Source organism: Enterobacter sp. WI-ESBL-E8 (assembly GCF_053364895.1).
The window spans coordinates 1,660,309-1,678,997 of record NZ_JBRWXJ010000001.1; the positions used below are offsets into that span (position 1 = coordinate 1,660,309).

The 18,689-nt window shown below is 56.1% G+C and carries 16 protein-coding genes; 9 read left to right on the forward strand and 7 right to left on the reverse strand.

Annotated features, from left to right (window positions below):
• The first annotated feature begins 39 nt into the window (after positions 1–39).
• Positions 40–2,652: an aminopeptidase N gene (gene pepN / locus ACWHWP_RS07830; protein ID WP_447855358.1), complete on the forward strand. Its 2,613-nt coding sequence runs from the start codon at positions 40–42 to the stop codon at positions 2,650–2,652.
• Between the two features lie 51 nt (positions 2,653–2,703).
• Here the strand turns inward: pepN and ssuB are convergent, their stop codons facing one another.
• Genes ssuB through ssuE form a run of 5 tightly spaced genes read right to left on the reverse strand, consistent with a single transcriptional unit; the run spans position 2,704 to position 6,944 of the window.
• Positions 2,704–3,474: an aliphatic sulfonates ABC transporter ATP-binding protein gene (ssuB, locus tag ACWHWP_RS07835; RefSeq protein ID WP_447855359.1), complete on the reverse strand. Its 771-nt coding sequence runs from the start codon at positions 3,472–3,474 to the stop codon at positions 2,704–2,706.
• Positions 3,471–4,262 (reverse strand): aliphatic sulfonate ABC transporter permease SsuC, encoded by a 792-nt coding sequence (gene ssuC / locus ACWHWP_RS07840; RefSeq protein WP_063430724.1) that lies wholly within the window; start codon positions 4,260–4,262, stop codon positions 3,471–3,473. Before ssuC ends, ssuB begins: the two co-directional genes overlap by 4 nt.
• 9 nt (positions 4,263–4,271) lie before the next feature.
• On the reverse strand, positions 4,272–5,417 hold the full coding sequence (ssuD, locus tag ACWHWP_RS07845) for an FMNH2-dependent alkanesulfonate monooxygenase (RefSeq protein ID WP_063955689.1): 1,146 nt from the start codon (positions 5,415–5,417) through the stop codon (positions 4,272–4,274).
• Positions 5,414–6,376: an aliphatic sulfonate ABC transporter substrate-binding protein gene (locus tag ACWHWP_RS07850; protein WP_447855360.1), complete on the reverse strand. Its 963-nt coding sequence runs from the start codon at positions 6,374–6,376 to the stop codon at positions 5,414–5,416. The genes ssuD and ACWHWP_RS07850 overlap by 4 nt, the downstream gene beginning before the upstream one ends.
• A complete protein-coding gene (ssuE, locus tag ACWHWP_RS07855) occupies positions 6,369–6,944 on the reverse strand; it encodes an NADPH-dependent FMN reductase (RefSeq protein WP_059310401.1) in 576 nt (191 codons plus the stop codon). The genes ACWHWP_RS07850 and ssuE overlap by 8 nt, the downstream gene beginning before the upstream one ends.
• A gap of 249 nt (positions 6,945–7,193) precedes the next feature.
• Here ssuE and pyrD point away from each other — a divergent pair, with 249 nt between their 5' ends.
• Entirely contained in the window at positions 7,194–8,204 is a 1,011-nt protein-coding gene (gene pyrD, locus ACWHWP_RS07860; RefSeq protein ID WP_063430720.1) for a quinone-dependent dihydroorotate dehydrogenase, read from the forward strand.
• 166 nt (positions 8,205–8,370) lie between these two features.
• Complete coding sequence (zapC, locus tag ACWHWP_RS07865) at positions 8,371–8,913, forward strand: cell division protein ZapC (protein ID WP_047346889.1); 543 nt, start codon at positions 8,371–8,373, stop codon at positions 8,911–8,913.
• On the opposite strand, the gene ACWHWP_RS07870 is transcribed toward zapC, so the two are convergent.
• Positions 8,910–10,019 (reverse strand): YcbX family protein, encoded by a 1,110-nt coding sequence (locus ACWHWP_RS07870; protein WP_059310399.1) that lies wholly within the window; start codon positions 10,017–10,019, stop codon positions 8,910–8,912. The two genes, zapC and ACWHWP_RS07870, sit on opposite strands and share 4 nt — an antisense overlap.
• 98 nt (positions 10,020–10,117) lie before the next feature.
• Here ACWHWP_RS07870 and rlmKL point away from each other — a divergent pair, with 98 nt between their 5' ends.
• The 6 genes from rlmKL (at position 10,118) to rmf (ending at position 18,046) form a co-directional block, all read left to right on the forward strand.
• The gene (rlmKL, locus tag ACWHWP_RS07875) at positions 10,118–12,226 is read left to right on the forward strand and encodes a bifunctional 23S rRNA (guanine(2069)-N(7))-methyltransferase RlmK/23S rRNA (guanine(2445)-N(2))-methyltransferase RlmL (RefSeq protein WP_059310398.1); all 2,109 of its coding nucleotides are present in this window, start codon (positions 10,118–10,120) and stop codon (positions 12,224–12,226) included.
• A gap of 12 nt (positions 12,227–12,238) precedes the next feature.
• A complete protein-coding gene (locus ACWHWP_RS07880; RefSeq protein ID WP_047346886.1) occupies positions 12,239–14,146 on the forward strand; it encodes an ABC transporter ATP-binding protein in 1,908 nt (635 codons plus the stop codon).
• A 13-nt stretch (positions 14,147–14,159) separates the two neighbouring features.
• The gene (gene pqiA / locus ACWHWP_RS07885) at positions 14,160–15,413 is read left to right on the forward strand and encodes a membrane integrity-associated transporter subunit PqiA (protein ID WP_047346885.1); all 1,254 of its coding nucleotides are present in this window, start codon (positions 14,160–14,162) and stop codon (positions 15,411–15,413) included.
• Between the two features lie 4 nt (positions 15,414–15,417).
• The gene (pqiB, locus tag ACWHWP_RS07890; protein ID WP_063430716.1) at positions 15,418–17,058 is read left to right on the forward strand and encodes an intermembrane transport protein PqiB; all 1,641 of its coding nucleotides are present in this window, start codon (positions 15,418–15,420) and stop codon (positions 17,056–17,058) included.
• Positions 17,055–17,621, forward strand: coding sequence for a membrane integrity-associated transporter subunit PqiC (pqiC, locus tag ACWHWP_RS07895; RefSeq protein WP_047346883.1), 567 nt, complete (start codon positions 17,055–17,057; stop codon positions 17,619–17,621). Before pqiB ends, pqiC begins: the two co-directional genes overlap by 4 nt.
• Positions 17,622–17,878: 257 nt before the next feature.
• Entirely contained in the window at positions 17,879–18,046 is a 168-nt protein-coding gene (gene rmf / locus ACWHWP_RS07900; RefSeq protein ID WP_013097261.1) for a ribosome modulation factor, read from the forward strand.
• 71 nt (positions 18,047–18,117) lie between these two features.
• Here rmf and fabA read toward each other — a convergent pair whose 3' ends face one another.
• Entirely contained in the window at positions 18,118–18,636 is a 519-nt protein-coding gene (gene fabA, locus ACWHWP_RS07905; protein WP_447855361.1) for a bifunctional 3-hydroxydecanoyl-ACP dehydratase/trans-2-decenoyl-ACP isomerase, read from the reverse strand.
• Positions 18,637–18,689 lie beyond the last annotated feature (53 nt).

An 18,689-nucleotide genomic window follows, 5' to 3' on the forward strand; every position in this document is an offset into this window, starting at 1 on the left:
ATTGAAACGTTACTCGACAAACGATGCATAAGGTTTTCTATGACACAACAGCCACAAGCCAAATACCGCCACGACTACCGTGCGCCGGATTACCTGATTAGCGATATCGACCTGACTTTTGACCTGGATGCCACTAAAACCGTTGTGACGGCGGTGAGCCAGGTGACGCGCCACAGCGCGACTGCCGTACCGCTGCGTCTGGATGGGGAAGACCTGACGCTGGTCTCCCTGCATATTAATGATCAAGCGTGGTCTGACTATAAAGAAGAAAACAACCAGCTGGTCATCGACAACCTGCCGGAACAGTTTACGCTGCGCATCGTGAATGAAATCAGCCCTGCCGCCAACACGGCGCTGGAAGGGCTTTACCAGTCTGGCGTGGCGCTGTGCACCCAGTGTGAAGCGGAAGGTTTCCGCCACATCACCTGGTATCTGGACCGCCCGGACGTCCTGGCGCGCTTCACTACCAAAATTATCGCCGATAAAGCGCTCTACCCATTCCTGCTCTCCAACGGTAACCGAGTGGGGGAAGGGGAGCTGGACAATGGCCGTCACTGGGTTCAGTGGCAGGATCCGTTCCCGAAACCGTGCTACCTGTTTGCGCTGGTGGCGGGAGATTTCGACGTGCTGCGCGACACATTCAAAACGCGCTCGGGTCGCGAGGTGGCGCTGGAGCTGTTTGTTGACCGCGGCAACCTGGACCGCGCACCGTGGGCGATGACCTCGCTCATCAACTCCATGAAGTGGGACGAAGAGCGCTTTGGCCTCGAATATGACCTCGACATCTATATGATCGTCGCCGTCGATTTCTTCAACATGGGCGCAATGGAGAACAAAGGCCTTAACGTCTTTAACTCCAAATACGTGCTGGCGCGTACCGATACCGCCACCGATAAAGATTATCTCGATATCGAACGCGTCATCGGACACGAGTATTTCCATAACTGGACCGGTAACCGCGTCACCTGTCGCGACTGGTTCCAGCTGAGCCTGAAAGAGGGCCTGACCGTGTTTCGTGACCAGGAGTTCAGCTCCGATCTGGGTTCACGCGCGGTGAACCGCATCAACAACGTGCGTACTATGCGCGGCCTGCAGTTTGCGGAAGATGCCAGCCCTATGGCGCACCCGATCCGCCCGGATAAAGTCATTGAGATGAACAACTTCTACACCCTGACGGTGTATGAGAAAGGCGCTGAAATTATCCGTATGATCCACACCCTACTGGGGGAAGAGAACTTCCAGAAAGGGATGCAGCTTTACTTTGAGCGTCATGACGGCAGCGCGGCCACCTGCGACGATTTTGTTCAGGCGATGGAAGATGCCTCTAATGTCGACCTCTCGCATTTCCGCCGCTGGTACAGCCAGGCCGGTACGCCAGTTGTGACCGTCAAAGACGATTACAATCCGGAAACCGAGCAGTACACCCTGACCATCAGCCAGCGCACGCCGCCAACGGCCGAGCAGGAAGAGAAATATCCGCTGCACATTCCGTTCAGCATTGAGCTGTACGATAACGAAGGCAAAGTGATCCCACTGCAGAAAGGCGGCCACCCGGTACACCACGTGCTGAATGTGACCCAGGCCGAGCAGACCTTTATCTTCGATAACGTCTACTTCCAGCCGGTGCCAGCGCTGCTGTGCGAATTCTCTGCGCCAGTGAAGCTGGAATATAAGTGGAGCGATCAGCAGCTAACGTTCCTGATGCGTCATGCGCGCAACGACTTCTCCCGCTGGGATGCGGCGCAAAGCCTGCTCGCAACCTACATCAAGCTGAACGTGAACCGTCATCAGCAGGGCCAGCCGCTGTCGCTGCCTGTCCATGTGGCTGACGCGTTCCGCGCGATCCTGCTGGATGAGACGATTGATCCGGCACTGGCGGCTGAAATCCTGACGCTGCCGTCCGCCAGCGAAATCGCCGAACTGTTTGATATCATCGACCCGATCGCCATCGTGGCGGTGCGTGAAGCGCTGACTCGCACGCTGGCGACCGAGTTGGCCGATGAGTTCCTCGCAATCTACAACGCCAATAAGCTTGACGCGTATCGCGTGGAGCATGCGGACATCGGTAAACGTTCCCTGCGTAACACCTGCCTGCGCTATCTGGCATTTGGTGAAACCGAACTGGCGAACACGCTGGTGAGCAAGCAGTATCACGAAGCGGATAACATGACCGACGCGCTGGCAGCGCTGGGCGCAAGCGTCGCCGCCGAACTGTCCTGCCGCGATGCGCTGATGCAGGAGTACGACGACAAGTGGCATCAGGATGGTCTGGTGATGGACAAGTGGTTCATTTTGCAGGCAACCAGCCCGGCGGAAGATGCGCTCAGCACCGTCCGCAGCCTGCTGAAGCATCGCTCCTTTACCATGGGCAACCCAAACCGCGTCCGTTCCCTGATTGGTGCGTTTGCCAGCAGCAACCCGGCCGCGTTCCACGCCGAAGATGGCAGCGGCTATCAGTTTATGGTGGAAATGCTGACCGAGCTGAACAGCCGTAACCCACAGGTGGCGTCGCGCCTGATTGAGCCGCTGATCCGCCTGAAGCGCTACGACGCGAAGCGTCAGGCGAAGATGCGTGCCGCGCTTGAGCAGCTGAAAGGGCTGGAAAATCTGTCTGGTGATTTGTACGAGAAGATTGCTAAGGCGCTGGCCTGATAGAAAGCTTAACCCTCCCTCTCCCTGTGGGAGAGGGCCGGGGTGAGGGCATCAGGCATTAGCTTTAATCAACGCGCGCTCATTCACCCCACGCTTCATCACCCGATCCAGCACTTCTGCCTCCAGCTCCGCCAGTCTTGCCGAACCGACGCGGCGAGGGCGAGGAAGATCGACCGTCAGGTCCAGGCCAATTTTCCCTTCTTCTATTAACAGCACCCGGTCAGCCATTGCGACGGCTTCGCTCACGTCATGGGTGACCAGCAACACCGTAAAACCATGCTCCTGCCACAGGGAGCCAATTAAATCCTGCATTTCGATCCGCGTCAGGGCATCCAGCGCGCCGAGCGGCTCATCAAGCAACAGCAGGCCGGGGCGATGGATTAACGCCCGGGCCAGCGCCACGCGCTGTTTCTGTCCACCCGACAGCGCCGCAGGCCATTCGCCCGCACGGTGTTCCAGCCCGACGGCCGCAAGCGCCTGACGGGCCTCATCGCGCCAGCTGCCCTTCAGGCCGAGCCCGACGTTATCGATGACAGACTTCCAGGGCAGCAGACGGGCGTCCTGAAACATCATGCGGGTATCGTCCTGAATATTGGCAAGCGGCGTCGTGCCGGCCAGAATTTCGCCGCCGTTGGGGGACTCCAGCCCCGCTAAAAGACGCAACAGCGTACTCTTGCCGCCCCCGCTGCGCCCGACAACGGCCACAAATTGCCCGGCTGGAATGTGCAGATCCAGCCCGTTAAGAACGGTGTTTTCACCGTAGCATTTGGTCACGCCGCTGAGCAGCAGCGGTGTACCCTGAGTCAGTCGGGACGTGTTCATGCTTTCGCCTCCTGAGTGGTGTAGGCCGGATTCCAGCGCAGCCAGCTGCGCTCCAGCCACTGGGCGCTGACGTCGGCGAGTTTGCCGAGCAGGGCGTAAAGGATAATGGCGACCACAACCACGTCCGTTTGCAGGAATTCGCGGGCGTTCATCGCCAGATAGCCAATGCCGGAGTTGGCTGAGATGGTCTCCGCGACAATCAGCGTCAGCCACATCAGGCCGAGCGCAAAACGTACCCCGACCATAATGGAGGGCAGGGCGCCGGGGAGAATGACATGAGTAAAAAGCGCGAAGCCTGATAAGCCGTAGCTGCGCGCCATCTCGACCAGGCCGCGATCGATGTTGCGGATGCCGTGCCAGGTGTTGATATAAATTGGGAACAGCGTGCCCAGCGCCACGAGGAAGATCTTGGCGCTTTCATCAATACCAAACCACAAAATCACCAGCGGGATCAGCGCCAGATGTGGCACGTTGCGCAGCATCTGAATGGACGTATCCAGCAGCCGCTCGCCCCAGCGGGAAAGGCCGCTTATCAAACCCAGCACCAGCCCGATGCTGCCGCCGATGGAAAAACCAATTACCGCGCGCCAGGAGCTGATAGCCAGATGCTGCCACAGCTCGCCGCTGACGCTCAGCGACCAGAACGCTTCTACAACGCCCTCCGGGGAGGGCAGAATACGGCTCGACAGCCAGCCGGTGGACGACGCGAGCTGCCAGATAGCCACAATGCCGACGGGTAAAAACCACGGCGCGGCGCGCAGCAGCCATTTGTGTGAGGTGGCAGACATGGTCACTCCTTAGCTTTGCGCGGCTTTTCGCGGGATAAATTCGTTCGCTACGGCTTCGCCCTGAAGCTGGAGCGGCTGTGGCTGCGGAATTTCCGGAATGGCAACATCCAGATGCGGGAATAGCAGCTCGCCCACTTTGTAGGCCTCTTCCAGGTGCGGATAACCGGAGAGAATAAAGCTGTCGATACCCAGGTCTGCGTATTCATTAATGCGCGCTGCCACGGTCGGACCGTCGCCGACCAGCGCCGTGCCCGCACCGCCGCGCACCAGGCCAACACCCGCCCACAGGTTCGGGCTGATCTCCAGATTCTCGCGCTTGCCGTTGTGCAGGGACGCCATCCGGTGCTGTCCGACGGAGTCGGTTTTGGCAAACGCGGCCTGGGCTTTCGCGATGGTCTCATCATCCAGATGGGAGATCAGACGGTCGGCCGCCTGCCAGGCTTCTTCATTGGTTTCACGCACAATCACGTGCAGGCGAATGCCGAAGCGCACCTTGCGACCGTGGGCGGCCGCTTTAGCACGTACCTGAGCAATTTTTTCTTTCACCAGCTCGGGCGGTTCGCCCCAGGTCAGATAAAGATCGACCTGCTCCGCCGCCAGGTCCTGCGCCACATCCGACGATCCGCCAAAGTAGAGGGGCGGGCGCGGCTGCTGCACCGGTGGGAAGTAGAGCTTCGCGTCGCGAACGTGAATATGCTTGCCTTCGAAGGTGACGGTTTCCCCTTCCAGCAGGCGTCGCCAGACGCGGGTGAACTCGGCGGAGGCTTCATAGCGCTCGGTGTGGTCGAGGAACACGCCGTCGCCCGCCAGCTCCTGCGGATCGCTGCCCGTTACCAGGTTAAACAGGGCGCGGCCGTTAGACAGTCTGTCCAGGGTTGCCGCCTGACGCGCCGCCACGGTAGGCGAGACGACGCTCGGGCGCAGCGCAACCAGAAACTTCAGACGCTGGGTGACCGGGATCATCGACGCGGCAACCAGCCAGGCATCTTCACACGACCGTCCGGTCGGGATCAGCACCCCGGTAAAACCGATTCGGTCCGCCGCCTGCGCAATCTGCTGCAGATAGCCATGGTCAACCGGGCGTGAACCCTCTTCTGTACCAAGATAGTGTCCATCACCGTGGGTGGGTAAAAACCAGAAAAGATTCAGACTCATGATTTTGTTCCTTCTTTGCCTGCGGGTTGCCAGATGCGTTCACGAATATCCACCTGCTTAGGAACCAGGTGATTTTGATAGAAGAGGTCAGCGGTTTGCTGCTGAAGTGCGGCGACGTGCGCGTCTACGGGCGTAATGGTGGTTGGTGGACGGTGGCTGAGATAGCTCGCGATCACCGGTTCAGGTAAGCCCATGGTTTTTGCCAGCAGGGCAATACTCTCCTGACGCTGGCTCTGGGTCAGCGCATCGGCCAGGGTAAAGGTATCAAGGACGCCCTGAATAAATGCGCCGTTCTTTTCCGCATACGGTCTTGCGGCAAGGTAGAACGAACCTGTCTGCTTCAGCGTGGTGCCGTCTTTCAGCACGCGAACGCCGCCCTGCAGCAGTGCGGCGGAGTAGTACGGATCCCAGATGGCCCAGGCATCAACGTTCTTCTGCTGGAATGCGGCGCGCGCGTCGGCAGGCGTCAGATAAACGGGCTGAATATCAGTGAACTTGAGCCCGGCTTCCTGCAGGGCGCGCAGCAGCAGGTTGTGCGAGCTGGAACCTTTCTGGAACGCGACTTTATGACCTTTAAGATCGGCGACGCTTTTAATGTCGCTATTTTCAGGGACCAGAATCACTTCAGCCTTCGGTTTGGGCGGCTCAACGCCAACGTAGACGAGGTCCGCTCCGGCGGCCTGGGCGAATATCGGCGGGATATCGCCCGTACTGCCGATATCGATACTGCCAACGTTCAGGGCCTCCAGCATTTGAGGGCCAGCAGGAAACTCAACCCAGGAGAATTTGGTGTCCGGGAAGCGTTTTTCCAGAAGCTGGTGGCTTTTCGCCAGCACCATGCTCACGCTGCCTTTCTGATAGCCAATGCGTAAACTTTCAGGCGCTGTATCTGCGGCATGGGCCAGCGACGTAAGCGTCATTAAACCTGCCAGGCCGATGCGGGTTAACGTTTTAAACATGGGCGACTCCTTGAGGCTGGCTAAACGACGGAGCCTGGATATCCCTGCGGTGCAGGGCATGCCAGAAGGTTTCCAGGGCGTTATCGAGGCGGGTTTGCAGATTTGGCGTAAAGTGAGGTTTGTGCTGATAGTCAATGACCTGGGAGTCATCCGCGAAGACGCCGTGGAGTATCTCCTGTGCTTTCAGCGCGTTCAGGACCGGCTTCAGGGCATAATCCACCGCCAGTAAATGGGCCACCGTGCCGCCTGTGGCAAGGGGCAGCACCACTTTGCCATCCAGTGCGCGTTCGGGAAGCAGGTCAAGCAGGGTTTTCAGCGCACCGGAAAAAGAGGCTTTATAAATAGGCGTTGCCACAATTAAGCCGTCAGCGCCTTTAAGCTGCTCTATGAGGGTTTTAAGTGCCGGGCTGTCAAAACGGGCGTAGAGCAGATCCTCAGGTTCGAAGTTATGCAGGTTCCAGTGGCACACTTCCACATCCAGGGCATTGAGCTTTTCACGGGCATATTCCAGCAGGGCGCTGGAACGCGAAGGGAATCGTGGACTTCCGGCCAGGGTAATGACGCGCATACTTCCTCCTTATAACCAATTGTTTGCTTTTATCTAACATTCATAACAATTTTCAGGAGTGTGACACCGCGCGGTTATTCCACTAAATGATTTATCTGCAATTAAAATGCGAAAAACAGCATAAGAAGTATCCCGACAGGTAAACGTTTGCGTTTTACGCTGCTTTTTTTGCCGCAGGTCAATTCCCTTTCGCGGCGGGATCGCCCATAATCCCCTCCCGGTTTGCACACCGGGAATCCAGGAGAGTTCATGTACTACCCCTTCGTTCGTAAAGCCCTTTTCCAGCTCGACCCTGAGCGCGCTCATGAATTTACATTCCAGCAATTACGTCGTATTACCGGAACGCCGCTGGCCGCGCTGGTGCGTCAGAATGTGCCGGAAAAACCTGTGCAGTGCATGGGTCTGACCTTTAAAAACCCGCTGGGTCTGGCGGCCGGTCTGGACAAAAATGGCGAGTGCATTGACGCCCTTGGCGCGATGGGCTTTGGCTCCATCGAAATCGGTACCGTCACCCCGCGCCCGCAGCCGGGAAATGACAAGCCGCGACTGTTCCGCCTGGTCGAAGCCGAAGGGCTGATCAACCGGATGGGCTTCAACAACCACGGTGTTGATCATCTTGTTGAGAACGTCAAAAAAGCGCATTTCGATGGGATATTAGGCATCAATATTGGCAAAAATAAAGATACGCCGGTAGAGCAGGGTAAAGATGACTATCTGATTTGTATGGAAAAAGTCTACGCCTATGCCGGTTATATTGCGGTGAATATTTCCTCACCCAATACCCCAGGTCTGCGCTCCTTACAATATGGCGAAGCGCTGGACGATCTTCTGAGCGCCATTAAAAATAAACAAAATGCGCTGCAGGCGATCCACCATAAATATGTTCCGGTGGCGGTTAAGATCGCGCCGGATCTTTCCGCTGAAGAATTGATCCAGGTTGCCGACAGTTTAGTTCGCCATAATATTGATGGCGTGATTGCAACCAATACCACGCTCGATCGCTCCCTCGTTCAGGGAATGAAAAACTGTGACGAAGCGGGTGGGTTAAGCGGTCGTCCGGTACAATTAAAAAGCACCGAAATTATTCGCGCGCTGTCTGCGGAATTAAAAGGGCGTCTGCCGATTATTGGCGTTGGCGGCATTGACTCCGTGATTGCTGCACGCGAGAAGATGGCGGCGGGTGCGTCACTGGTACAAATCTATTCCGGCTTTATTTTTAAAGGGCCGCAGCTGATTAAAGAAATCGTTACTCATATCTAATCTTTTCTCCTAATCAGACAACCAGGGCTTTATTTCCAGCCCTGGTTGTTTTATATTCCGTCACTGTTGCTTATTTAGACATTATAGTCTTTTATTAATGGTGTTATAAACGAAGCGGCGAACAGGACATTTTTAGTACAGGACGTTTCGGGGACGGGAGAGAAACATGCGAATTAAACCTGACGATAACTGGCGCTGGTATTTTTGCGAAGAGCATGATCGAATGATGCTCGATTTAGCCAATGGCATGTTGTTTCGCTCTCGTTTTGCTCGCCGAATGTTGACCCCGGACGCGTTTTCCCCGTCAGGCTTTTGCGTTGATGACGCTGCGCTTTATTTTTCCTTTGAGGAAAAATGCCGCGATCTGGTTCTCTCTAAAGAGCAGCGTGCCGAACTGGTATTAAATGCCCTGGTGGCTATCCGTTTCCTGAAACCGCAAATGCCCAAAAGCTGGCATTTCCTTGCGCACGGGCTGAGCTGGACCCCGGCAACGGGCGATGCGGCCAGCGTCAATCTGAGCGATACGGCAGAAGAGGTGAGCCTGCTAGTAGTAGAGCCTGGCGAAAATGCTGCGCTCTGTTTGCTGGCGCAACCCGGCGTGACGATTGCCGGGCGGACGATGCAGCTTGGAGATGCCATTAAGGTGATGAACGACAGGCTGAAGCCCCAGCTTCGCGTGGATGCCTTTAGCCTGGAACAGGCCGTTTAAGCCTCCAGCTGTAACGATGTTTTTGGAATACAGCTGCAGCACAGAATCGTCCCGTCTTCTGCAATCGCTGAATTTTTCAGCGCACTGACCTCGCCCTCTACCAGCCTGATTCGACAGCAGCCACAGATCCCCGCGCGACAGGAATAGGGTATGCGGATCCCCGCTTGTTCCAGTTGCTCAAGTAACACCTGCTGGTTATTCCCCCGAATTACGTTACCCTGCCAGTGAATATCGACCGCCGAGCTGACCGGCGCCTCAACGTCGACGAACTCTTCCTCCTGGCCTGAGCCGTACACTCTTGCAGGCCCTCGGGCAAGGATTTCAACCTCATCACCGACGCGGATCGCGCCGCTGGAGCGCGGGATCAGGTTCTGACCGAAGTCGACGTCGCCGTTGTCCTGTGCGGTACGAAATGACTGCAGCGTTTTCAGCGGCTCGCCGGAAGGGTGCTTGAGGCCTTTCTCCGGGCTTACGGTGGTAAAGATACAGCGGCTGCAAGGCTTCACCACGTCGAAAATGACGCTGCCGATGCGGATGACTTTCCAGGTGTCTTCGTCCCAGGCGTCGGCACCCGTCACCACCAGGTTCGGACGGAACTGTTCCATCTGCACGCTGGCTTTGCAGCGGCCTTGTAAATCACGCAGAGAGGCTTCGTTAGTCAGCAGGAAGGGGAAGCCATCGGCAAACGAGAGCGGAACCGCGTCATGGCGCTTAACACGACGCGTCAGTTCAGGCCCAACCCATCGCAGCTGCACGTCGCGGGAGAAGAAGCCGCTGAGCCAGCGGTTAATCTCCTCCGGGGCGATGCGCGCGGTAAAATGATTGCCCCACACTTCCGTTGGCGCATCGACAGGCGCAAAATCAGCAAAGCGGATCACCGCGCTGGAACCGTCCGGTGCGGTCAGGTGCAAACCGTCATGAAGCGGGGAAGGGGTAAAGCGAACCATCTGCGGGAACTGGCGTGCGGTAATGAACGTACCGTCCGGCTCGGTGACCATAAAAATACGATCGAAGGCAAATCCGCTCATGTCGGCCAGGGCGTGAGAGACGCCGATACCGCGCATGGATTTCACCGGATGAATAAAAAGCCTGGATAACGTCTCCACTGCACAGTCCCTCGAATGAAAATAAGCCTTCAACTTTATGACATACACGCCATATTAGCTATAATGCGCGACAATTTTCTAAGAGTAAAAGTGACGATATGAATTCTCTGTTTGCCAGTACGGCCCGTGGGCTGGAAGAGCTGTTAAAAACTGAACTGGAAGCCCTGGGCGCGCAAGAGTGCCAGGTAGTTCAGGGTGGTGTCCATTTTGAGGGCGACACGCGGCTTATTTACCAGAGCCTGATGTGGAGCCGTCTGGCGTCGCGCATCATGCTGCCGATGAAGGAGTGCAAGGTCTATAGCGACCTGGACCTCTATACCGGCGTACAGATGATCGACTGGACAGAGATCTTCACGCCAAATGCCACCTTTGCGGTGCATTTCAACGGCGTGAACGACGAGATCCGCAACAGCCAGTACGGTGCCCTGCGCGTAAAAGACGCCATTGTGGACTGCTTCACGCGTAAAAATAAGGAACGTCCAAACGTCGATCGCGAAAATCCGGATCTGCGTATTAACGTCTGGCTGAACGGCGACACGGCGAGTATCTCTCTCGATCTGAGCGGTGCGGGTTTGCACCTGCGCGGCTACCGCGATCGCACCGGTATGGCGCCAATCAAAGAAACCCTGGCCGCCGCCATCGTAATGCGCTCCGGCTGGCAGCCGGGCACGCCGCTGCTCGACCCGATGTGTGGTTCTGGTACGCTTCTGATAGAAGCAGCCATGCTGGCAACTGACCGCGCGCCGGGGCTGCATCGCGGTCACTGGGGCTTCAAAGGCTGGGCGCAGCACGATGAAGCACTCTGGAAAGAGGTCAAAGACGATGCGCAGACTCGCGCGCGTAAAGGCCTGGCGGAGTACACCTCCCACTTCTACGGCTCAGATAGCGACCCTCGCGTCATTGAACGCGCGCGCAGCAACGCCCGCCGTGCGGGTATCGGCGAGCTGGTCACCTTCGAGGTGAAAGATGTGGCGAATCTGACCAACCCGCTGCCAAAAGGCCCGTACGGTACCGTTATCAGCAACCCGCCATACGGCGAGCGTCTGGACAGCGAGCCTGCGCTGATTGCTCTGCACAGCCTGCTGGGCCGCAACATGAAAGACTATTTCGGCGGGTGGAATCTTTCTCTGTTTAGCGCCTCACCGGAACTGTTGAGCTGCCTGCAGCTGCGTGCCGATCGCCAGTTTAAGGCGAAAAACGGCCCGCTGGACTGCGTGCAGAAAAACTACCATCTGGCGGAGAAAGCGGCGGACAGTAAGCCATCGGGCGTGGCGGAAGATTACGCCAACCGTCTTCGCAAGAATCTCAAGAAATATGAAAAATGGGCGAAGCAGGAAGGAATTGAATGCTATCGCCTGTACGATGCTGACCTGCCGGAATACAACGTGGCGGTTGACCGTTATGCGGACTGGGTGGTGATTCAGGAATATGCCCCGCCGAAAACCATTGATGCGCAAAAAGCGCGTCAGCGCATGCTGGACGTCATTGCGGCGACCATCGCCGTGCTGGGTATCGCGCCAAACAAGCTGGTATTGAAAACCCGCGAGCGTCAGAAAGGGAAAAACCAGTATCAGAAGATGGGCGAGAAGGGTGACTTTATCGAAGTAGGCGAATACAACGCCCGCCTGTGGGTTAACCTGACCGACTACCTTGATACCGGCCTGTTCCTCGACCACCGTATTGCTCGCCGCATGCTCGGCCAGATGAGCAAGGGCAAAGATTTCCTCAACCTGTTTTCCTATACCGGTAGCGCCAGCGTGCATGCGGGTCTGGGCGGCGCGCGGAGCACCACCACGGTGGATATGTCCCGCACCTATCTGGAATGGGCGGAGCGCAACCTGCGCCTTAACGGCTTAACCGGGCGTCAGCATCGCCTGATGCAGGCCGACGTGCTGGGCTGGCTGCGTGATACCGACGAGCAGTTCGACCTGATCTTTATCGATCCGCCGACCTTCTCCAACTCCAAGCGCATGGAAGATAGCTTTGATGTGCAGCGCGATCACCTGCGCCTGATGACCGACCTGAAGCGCCTGCTGCGTAAGGGCGGCACCATTATGTTCTCGAACAACAAACGCGGTTTCCGTATGGATCATGACGGCTTAGCCGCCCTGGGACTGAAAGCACAAGAAATCAGCCAAAAAACGCTGTCTCAGGACTTTGCCCGTAACCGTCAAATTCATAACTGCTGGTTGATTACCGCGGTCTGAAAGGAAAAATAAATGTCTTTAATTAGTATGCATGGCGCGTGGCTCTCTTTCAGCGACTCACCGCTTCTCGATAATGCAGAGCTGCACATCGAAGATAACGAGCGCGTTTGTCTGGTAGGCCGTAATGGCGCGGGTAAATCGACGCTGATGAAGATCCTCAACCGCGAACAGGGCCTGGATGACGGGCGTATTGTTTACGAGCAGGATCTGATTGTCTCCCGTTTGCAGCAGGATCCACCGCGTCACGTGACCGGCAGCGTGTACGATTTCGTGGCGGAAGGCATCTCTGAGCAGGCCGAATACCTGAAACGCTATCACGAGATTTCGCATCTGGTGATGACCGACCCGAGCGACAAGAACCTCAACGAACTCGCGAAAGTGCAGGAGATGCTCGATCACCACGGTCTGTGGCAGCTTGAAAACCGCATTAATGAAGTGCTGGCGCAGCTCGGTCTGGAACCGGATATGGAACTGTCCGCGCTCTCTGGCGGCTGGCTGCGTAAAGCGGCCCTGGGCCGCGCGCTGGTCAGCGGGCCGAAAGTGCTGCTGCTGGACGAACCGACGAACCACCTGGATATTGAAGCGATTGACTGGCTGGAAGGGTTCCTGAAAACCTTCAGCGGCACCATCATCTTTATCTCTCACGACCGTTCGTTTATTCGCAATATGGCGACGCGTATTGTCGATCTCGACCGCGGTAAGCTGGTCACCTATCCTGGCGATTACGATACGTATCTGCTTGAGAAAGAAGAAAACCTGCGCGTGGAAGAGCTGCAGAATGCGGAATTCGACCGCAAGCTGGCGCAGGAAGAGGTCTGGATCCGTCAGGGCATCAAAGCCCGTCGCACCCGTAATGAAGGACGCGTGCGTGCCCTGAAGGCAATGCGCCGCGAGCGTAGCGAACGCCGCGAAGTGATGGGCAGCGCCAAAATGCAGGTGGAAGAAGCCTCCCGCTCCGGCAAGATTGTCTTTGAAATGGAAAACGTTAACTATCAGGTTGACGGTAAAGTGCTGGTGAAAGACTTCTCGGCACAGGTTCAGCGCGGAGACAAAATCGCCCTGATAGGCCCGAACGGCTGCGGTAAAACCACGCTGTTGAAACTGATGCTCGGCCAGCTTCAGGCCGACAGCGGGCGCATTCACTGCGGCACAAAACTCGAAGTGGCCTACTTCGATCAGCACCGCGCGGAGCTGGACCCGGACAGAACGGTGATGGATAACCTCGCCGAAGGTAAGCAGGAGGTCATGGTAAACGGTAAGCCTCGCCATGTGCTGGGCTACCTGCAGGACTTCCTGTTCCATCCGAAACGCGCAATGACGCCGGTGCGCGCGCTGTCAGGCGGTGAGCGAAATCGTCTTCTTCTGGCGCGTCTGTTCCTGAAGCCAAGTAACCTGCTGATCCTTGATGAACCAACGAACGACCTGGATGTCGAAACGCTGGAACTGCTGGAAGAGCTGATTGACGGTTATCAGGGGACCGTGATGCTGGTCAGCCACGATCGTCAGTTCGTTGATAACACCGTGACCGAGTGCTGGATCTTCGAAGGTGAGGGCAGAATTGGACAATACGTGGGCGGTTATCACGATGCAAAAGGGCAGCAGTCGCAGTCTCTGGCGCAGAAACAGTCAAAGTCCAAAACAAGTTCCGAACCTGCTGTAGCAAAAGCAGAAACTGTCAAGAAAACATCGGCTAAACTAAGCTATAACCTGCAGCGCGAACTGGAGGGGCTACCGCAGCGTCTTGAAGAGCTGGAGGCGGCGCTTGAGGATCTGCAAAAACAGGTTGCCGATGCGTCATTCTTTACCCAATCGCATGACTATACTCAAAAAGTACTGGCTGATATGTCCGCGGCTGAAAAAGCCCTGGAGGAAGCCTTTGAGCGCTGGGAGTACCTTGAGTCTCTGAAAAACGGCGCATAAGCAGGGATAAAATATGTGTGACCAGCACCATGCCGACAGGCATATATTATGCTCGCAATGCGATATGCTCGTGGCGTTGCCAGAGCTTGGTCACGGACATAAAGCCCTGTGCCCACGTTGCGGCGCAACGTTGACAACCGAGTGGGACGCGCCGCGGCAGCGTCCCACTGCTTACGCTCTGGCAGCATTATTCATGCTGCTGCTCTCGAACCTCTTCCCGTTCATCTATATGAAGGTGGGCGGAATGACCAGCCAGGTGGATTTGCTCGAAATCCCGGGCGTGATGTTCTCTGAAGATTACGCCAGCCTCGGCACCTTTTTTCTGCTCTTCGTCCAGATAGTCCCGGCTTTTTGCCTGGTCGTTATCCTGATGCTGGTGAACCGCGTCAGGATGCCGTCGTCACTGAAAATCAAACTCGCGCGTATCCTTTTTCAGCTTAAAAGCTGGGGGATGGCCGAGATCTTCCTGGCGGGTATTCTGGTCAGCTTCGTGAAGCTGATGGCGTACGGTGACGTGGGGATCGGCAGTAGCTTTATTCCCTGGTGTTTGTACTGTGTCCTCCAGCTGCGTGCATTCCAGTGCGTGGACCGGCGCTGGTTGTGGGACGATATCGCCCCGGCTCCCACGCTTTCGCAAACGGTGAAAGTCGGCGTACCGGGTATTCGTCAGGGACTGCGTTCCTGCCCGTGCTGTACCGCCGTGCTGCCTGCCGATCTCGACGTTTGTCCGCGCTGCGAAACCAAAGGTCACGTGCGTCGTAAAAATAGTCTGCAGTGGACGATGGCGCTGCTGGTGACGTCCATCATGCTGTATTTGCCGGCCAATATTTTGCCGATCATGATTACCGATCTGCTCGGCGACAAAATGCCCTCGACGATCCTCGCCGGGGTGATACTGCTGTGGGGCGAGGGATCCTATCCGGTCGCCGGCGTGATTTTCATCGCCAGTATTATGGTGCCAACCTTAAAAATGATCGCGATCGCCTGGCTCTGTTGGGATGCGAAAGGCCACGGAAAACGCGACAGCGAACGCATGCACCTGATTTATGAAGTTGTCGAGTTTGTCGGACGCTGGTCAATGATTGACGTGTTTGTTATTGCCGTCCTCTCTGCCCTGGTGCGGATGGGCGGTTTAATGAGTATTTATCCCGCGATGGGGGCTTTAATGTTTGCGCTGGTCGTGATTATGACCATGTTTGCGGCCATGACCTTCGACCCTCGTTTATCGTGGGATCGAGAGCCTGAATCAAGCCATGAGGAAGAGTAAGAGCATGGAAAATAAGAGTGGAGAGGCGAAAGTGCAGAAGGTCAAGAACTGGTCACCGGTGTGGATTTTCCCCATCGTGACGGCGCTGATTGGTGCATGGATCCTGTTTTATCACTACAGCCATCAGGGACCGGAAGTCACGCTTATCACCACCAATGCCGAGGGGATTGAGGGCGGTAAAACGACCATCAAAAGCCGTAGCGTGGATGTGGGCGTGGTCGAAAGCGCAACCCTGACCGACGATTTAACCCATGTGGAGATTAAGGCGCGCCTTAATGCCGGCATGGAAAAACTGCTGCACGGTGACTCGGTTTTCTGGGTGGTTAAACCGCAGGTGGGGCGTGAAGGGATTAGCGGCTTAGGGACGCTGCTGTCGGGCGCTTACATTGAGCTGCAGCCTGGCGCTAAGGGTAACCAGCCAGCCAAATACCAGCTTCTGGATTCACCGCCGCTCGCACCGCCTGACGCTAAGGGTATCCGCGTGATCCTCGACAGCAAAAAAGCAGGTCAGCTCACGGCGGGGGATCCCGTGCTGTTCCGCGGCTACCGCGTCGGGTCGGTTGAGAAAAGCACGTTCGATCCGCAGAAACGTGCGATCAGCTATCAGCTCTTCATTAATGCGCCAAACGATCGCCTGGTCACCAGCAACGTCCGTTTCTGGAAAGATAGCGGTATTGCGGTGGATCTGACCTCGGCAGGCATGCGAGTTGAAATGGGCTCGCTGACCACGCTGTTTGGCGGCGGCGTGAGCTTTGACGTGCCGGAAGGACTGGATCTGGGGCAGCCGGTTGCTGAGAACACCGCTTTCCGCTTGTTTGACGATCAGCGAAGCATTCAGGATGCGCTCTATACCGATCACGTTGATTTCCTGATGTTCTTTAAAGACTCCGTTCGCGGCCTGCAGCCGGGGGCGCCCGTTGAGTTCCGTGGCATTCGTCTCGGTACGGTTGGACAAGTTCCATTCTTCGTTCCGGGGCTTCAGCAGGTGCTGGATGATGATTACCGCATTCCGGTACTGATTCGTATTGAGCCGGAGCGTCTGCTTAATCAGATTGGCGAAAATCAGGATATTGCCGCCCATATCACCCAACTGATGGAACGCGGTCTGCGCGGGTCGCTGAAAACCGGCAACCTGGTGACCGGTGCGCTGTATGTGGATATGGACTTCTATCCAAAAGCGCCGCCGATTACTGGTATCCGTGAATTTGGTGGTTACAAAATCATCCCAACGGTGAGCAGTGGTCTGGCCCAGATCCAGCAGCGTCTGATGGAAACGCTGGATAAGATTAACAATCTGCCACTGAATCCGATGATTGAAGCGGCGACGAACTCGCTGAGCGAAAGCCAGGCAACGATGCGCCGTCTGCAAACCACGCTGGATAACATCAACAAGATCACGGCGAGCCAGAGTATGCAGCAGCTGCCGCAGGACATGCAGAAAACGCTGCGTGAACTGAACCGCAGTATGCAGGGCTTCCAGCCAGGCTCAGCGGCATACAACAAGATGGTGGCGGATATGCAGCGTCTCGATCAGGTCTTGCGTGAACTGCAGCCAGTTCTGAAAACGCTCAACGAGAAGAGCAACGCGCTGGTGTTCGAAGCGAAAGATAAAAAGGATCCTGAGCCGAAGAGGGCAAAAGAATGAATAAATGGCTATTGATGGCTGGCGCTCTGCTGTTAACGGCGTGCAGTTCAGGTGTAGATAACAAAAGCTACTATCAGCTGCCCGTGGCTACCCAGAGCGGGGGGCAAAGCACGGCCAGCCAGGGAAACCGTCAGCTGTGGGTTGAACAGGTTGCCGTGCCGGATTATCTGGCGGGAAACGGTGTGGTCTATCAGACCAGCGACGTTAAGTACGTGATTGCGACGAACAATCTGTGGGCCAGCCCGCTGGATCAGCAGCTGCGCAACACGCTGGTGGCCAATCTGGGCAGCCAGCTTCCGGGATGGGTTGTCGCTTCGCAGCCGCTGGGCAACGATCAGGATACGCTGAACGTCACGGTAACGGGCTTCCACGGTCGCTATGACGGTGCGGTGGTGATCAGCGGGGAGTGGTTGCTGAATCATCAGGGACAGCTGATTAAGCGTCCTTTCCATCTGGAACTCAAACAGCAGAAAGATGGCTATGACGAAATGGTGAAAGTGCTGGCTCAGGGTTGGGCACAGGAGTCGGCCAGTATCGCAAGGGAAATTTCCCGGCTGCCATAAGTAAAATTCATCATCAAAAACCGCAATTCGCCTGTCGCTGATTGCGGTTTTTTTTTTCGTTTTCACTTCAGTTCGTTACTTGTGCCGCGTCACAATTTTTGTACAAATGATCTTCCAGCTAGCTCACAAATATGACACCCGTATGAATTTTGAACATTGACGCTGCGACTAATTCGGGGTATTCGTTATCTGTGCCTGTGCATTTAGTGCAGACACTGTTTTCTTTCCACCAGACAAAAGAATGAGGGAAACGAGGCATGAAGAGACAGAAACGAGATCGCCTGGAACGGGCTCATCAACGTGGTTATCAGGCCGGCATCGCTGGACGTTCTAAAGAAATGTGTCCTTATCAGACGATAAATCAAAGGTCACAATGGCTTGGAGGCTGGCGAGAAGCCATCGGCGACAGGGCACTCATAGCCTGATAACGTCTCTTTAAAAAAAGAAACCTCCGCAATGCGGAGGTTTCGCCTTTCCGGGGTATCGAAAAGCAATATCAGAACGCGGAAGTGTCCTGGAACAGGCCCACTTTCAGGTCGCTCGCGCTATAGATCAGACGACCGTCTACCAGCACTTCGCCATCCGCCAGGCCCATAATCAGACGGCGGTTAACGATGCGCTTGAAGTGAATACGATAGGTCACTTTCTTCGCAGTAGGCAGAACCTGGCCGGTGAATTTCACTTCGCCCACGCCCAGCGCGCGGCCTTTACCTTCACCACCCAGCCAGCCCAGATAGAAGCCAACCAGCTGCCACATTGCATCGAGGCCCAGACAGCCAGGCATTACCGGATCGCCAATGAAGTGGCAACCGAAGAACCACAGGTTCGGATTAATATCGAGTTCTGCTTCTACGTAACCCTTATCGAAGTTGCCGCCGGTTTCGGTCATTTTCACGACACGGTCCATCATCAGCATGTTCGGGGCCGGTAACTGCGGGCCATTAGCGCCAAACAGTTCACCGCGACCAGAGGCAAGAAGATCTTCTTTTGTATAGGATTCGCGTTTATCTACCATGTTCTCAATAAGCCTTATTTTAGTGAAGGACGCAGGATAGCTAACACGTGTAC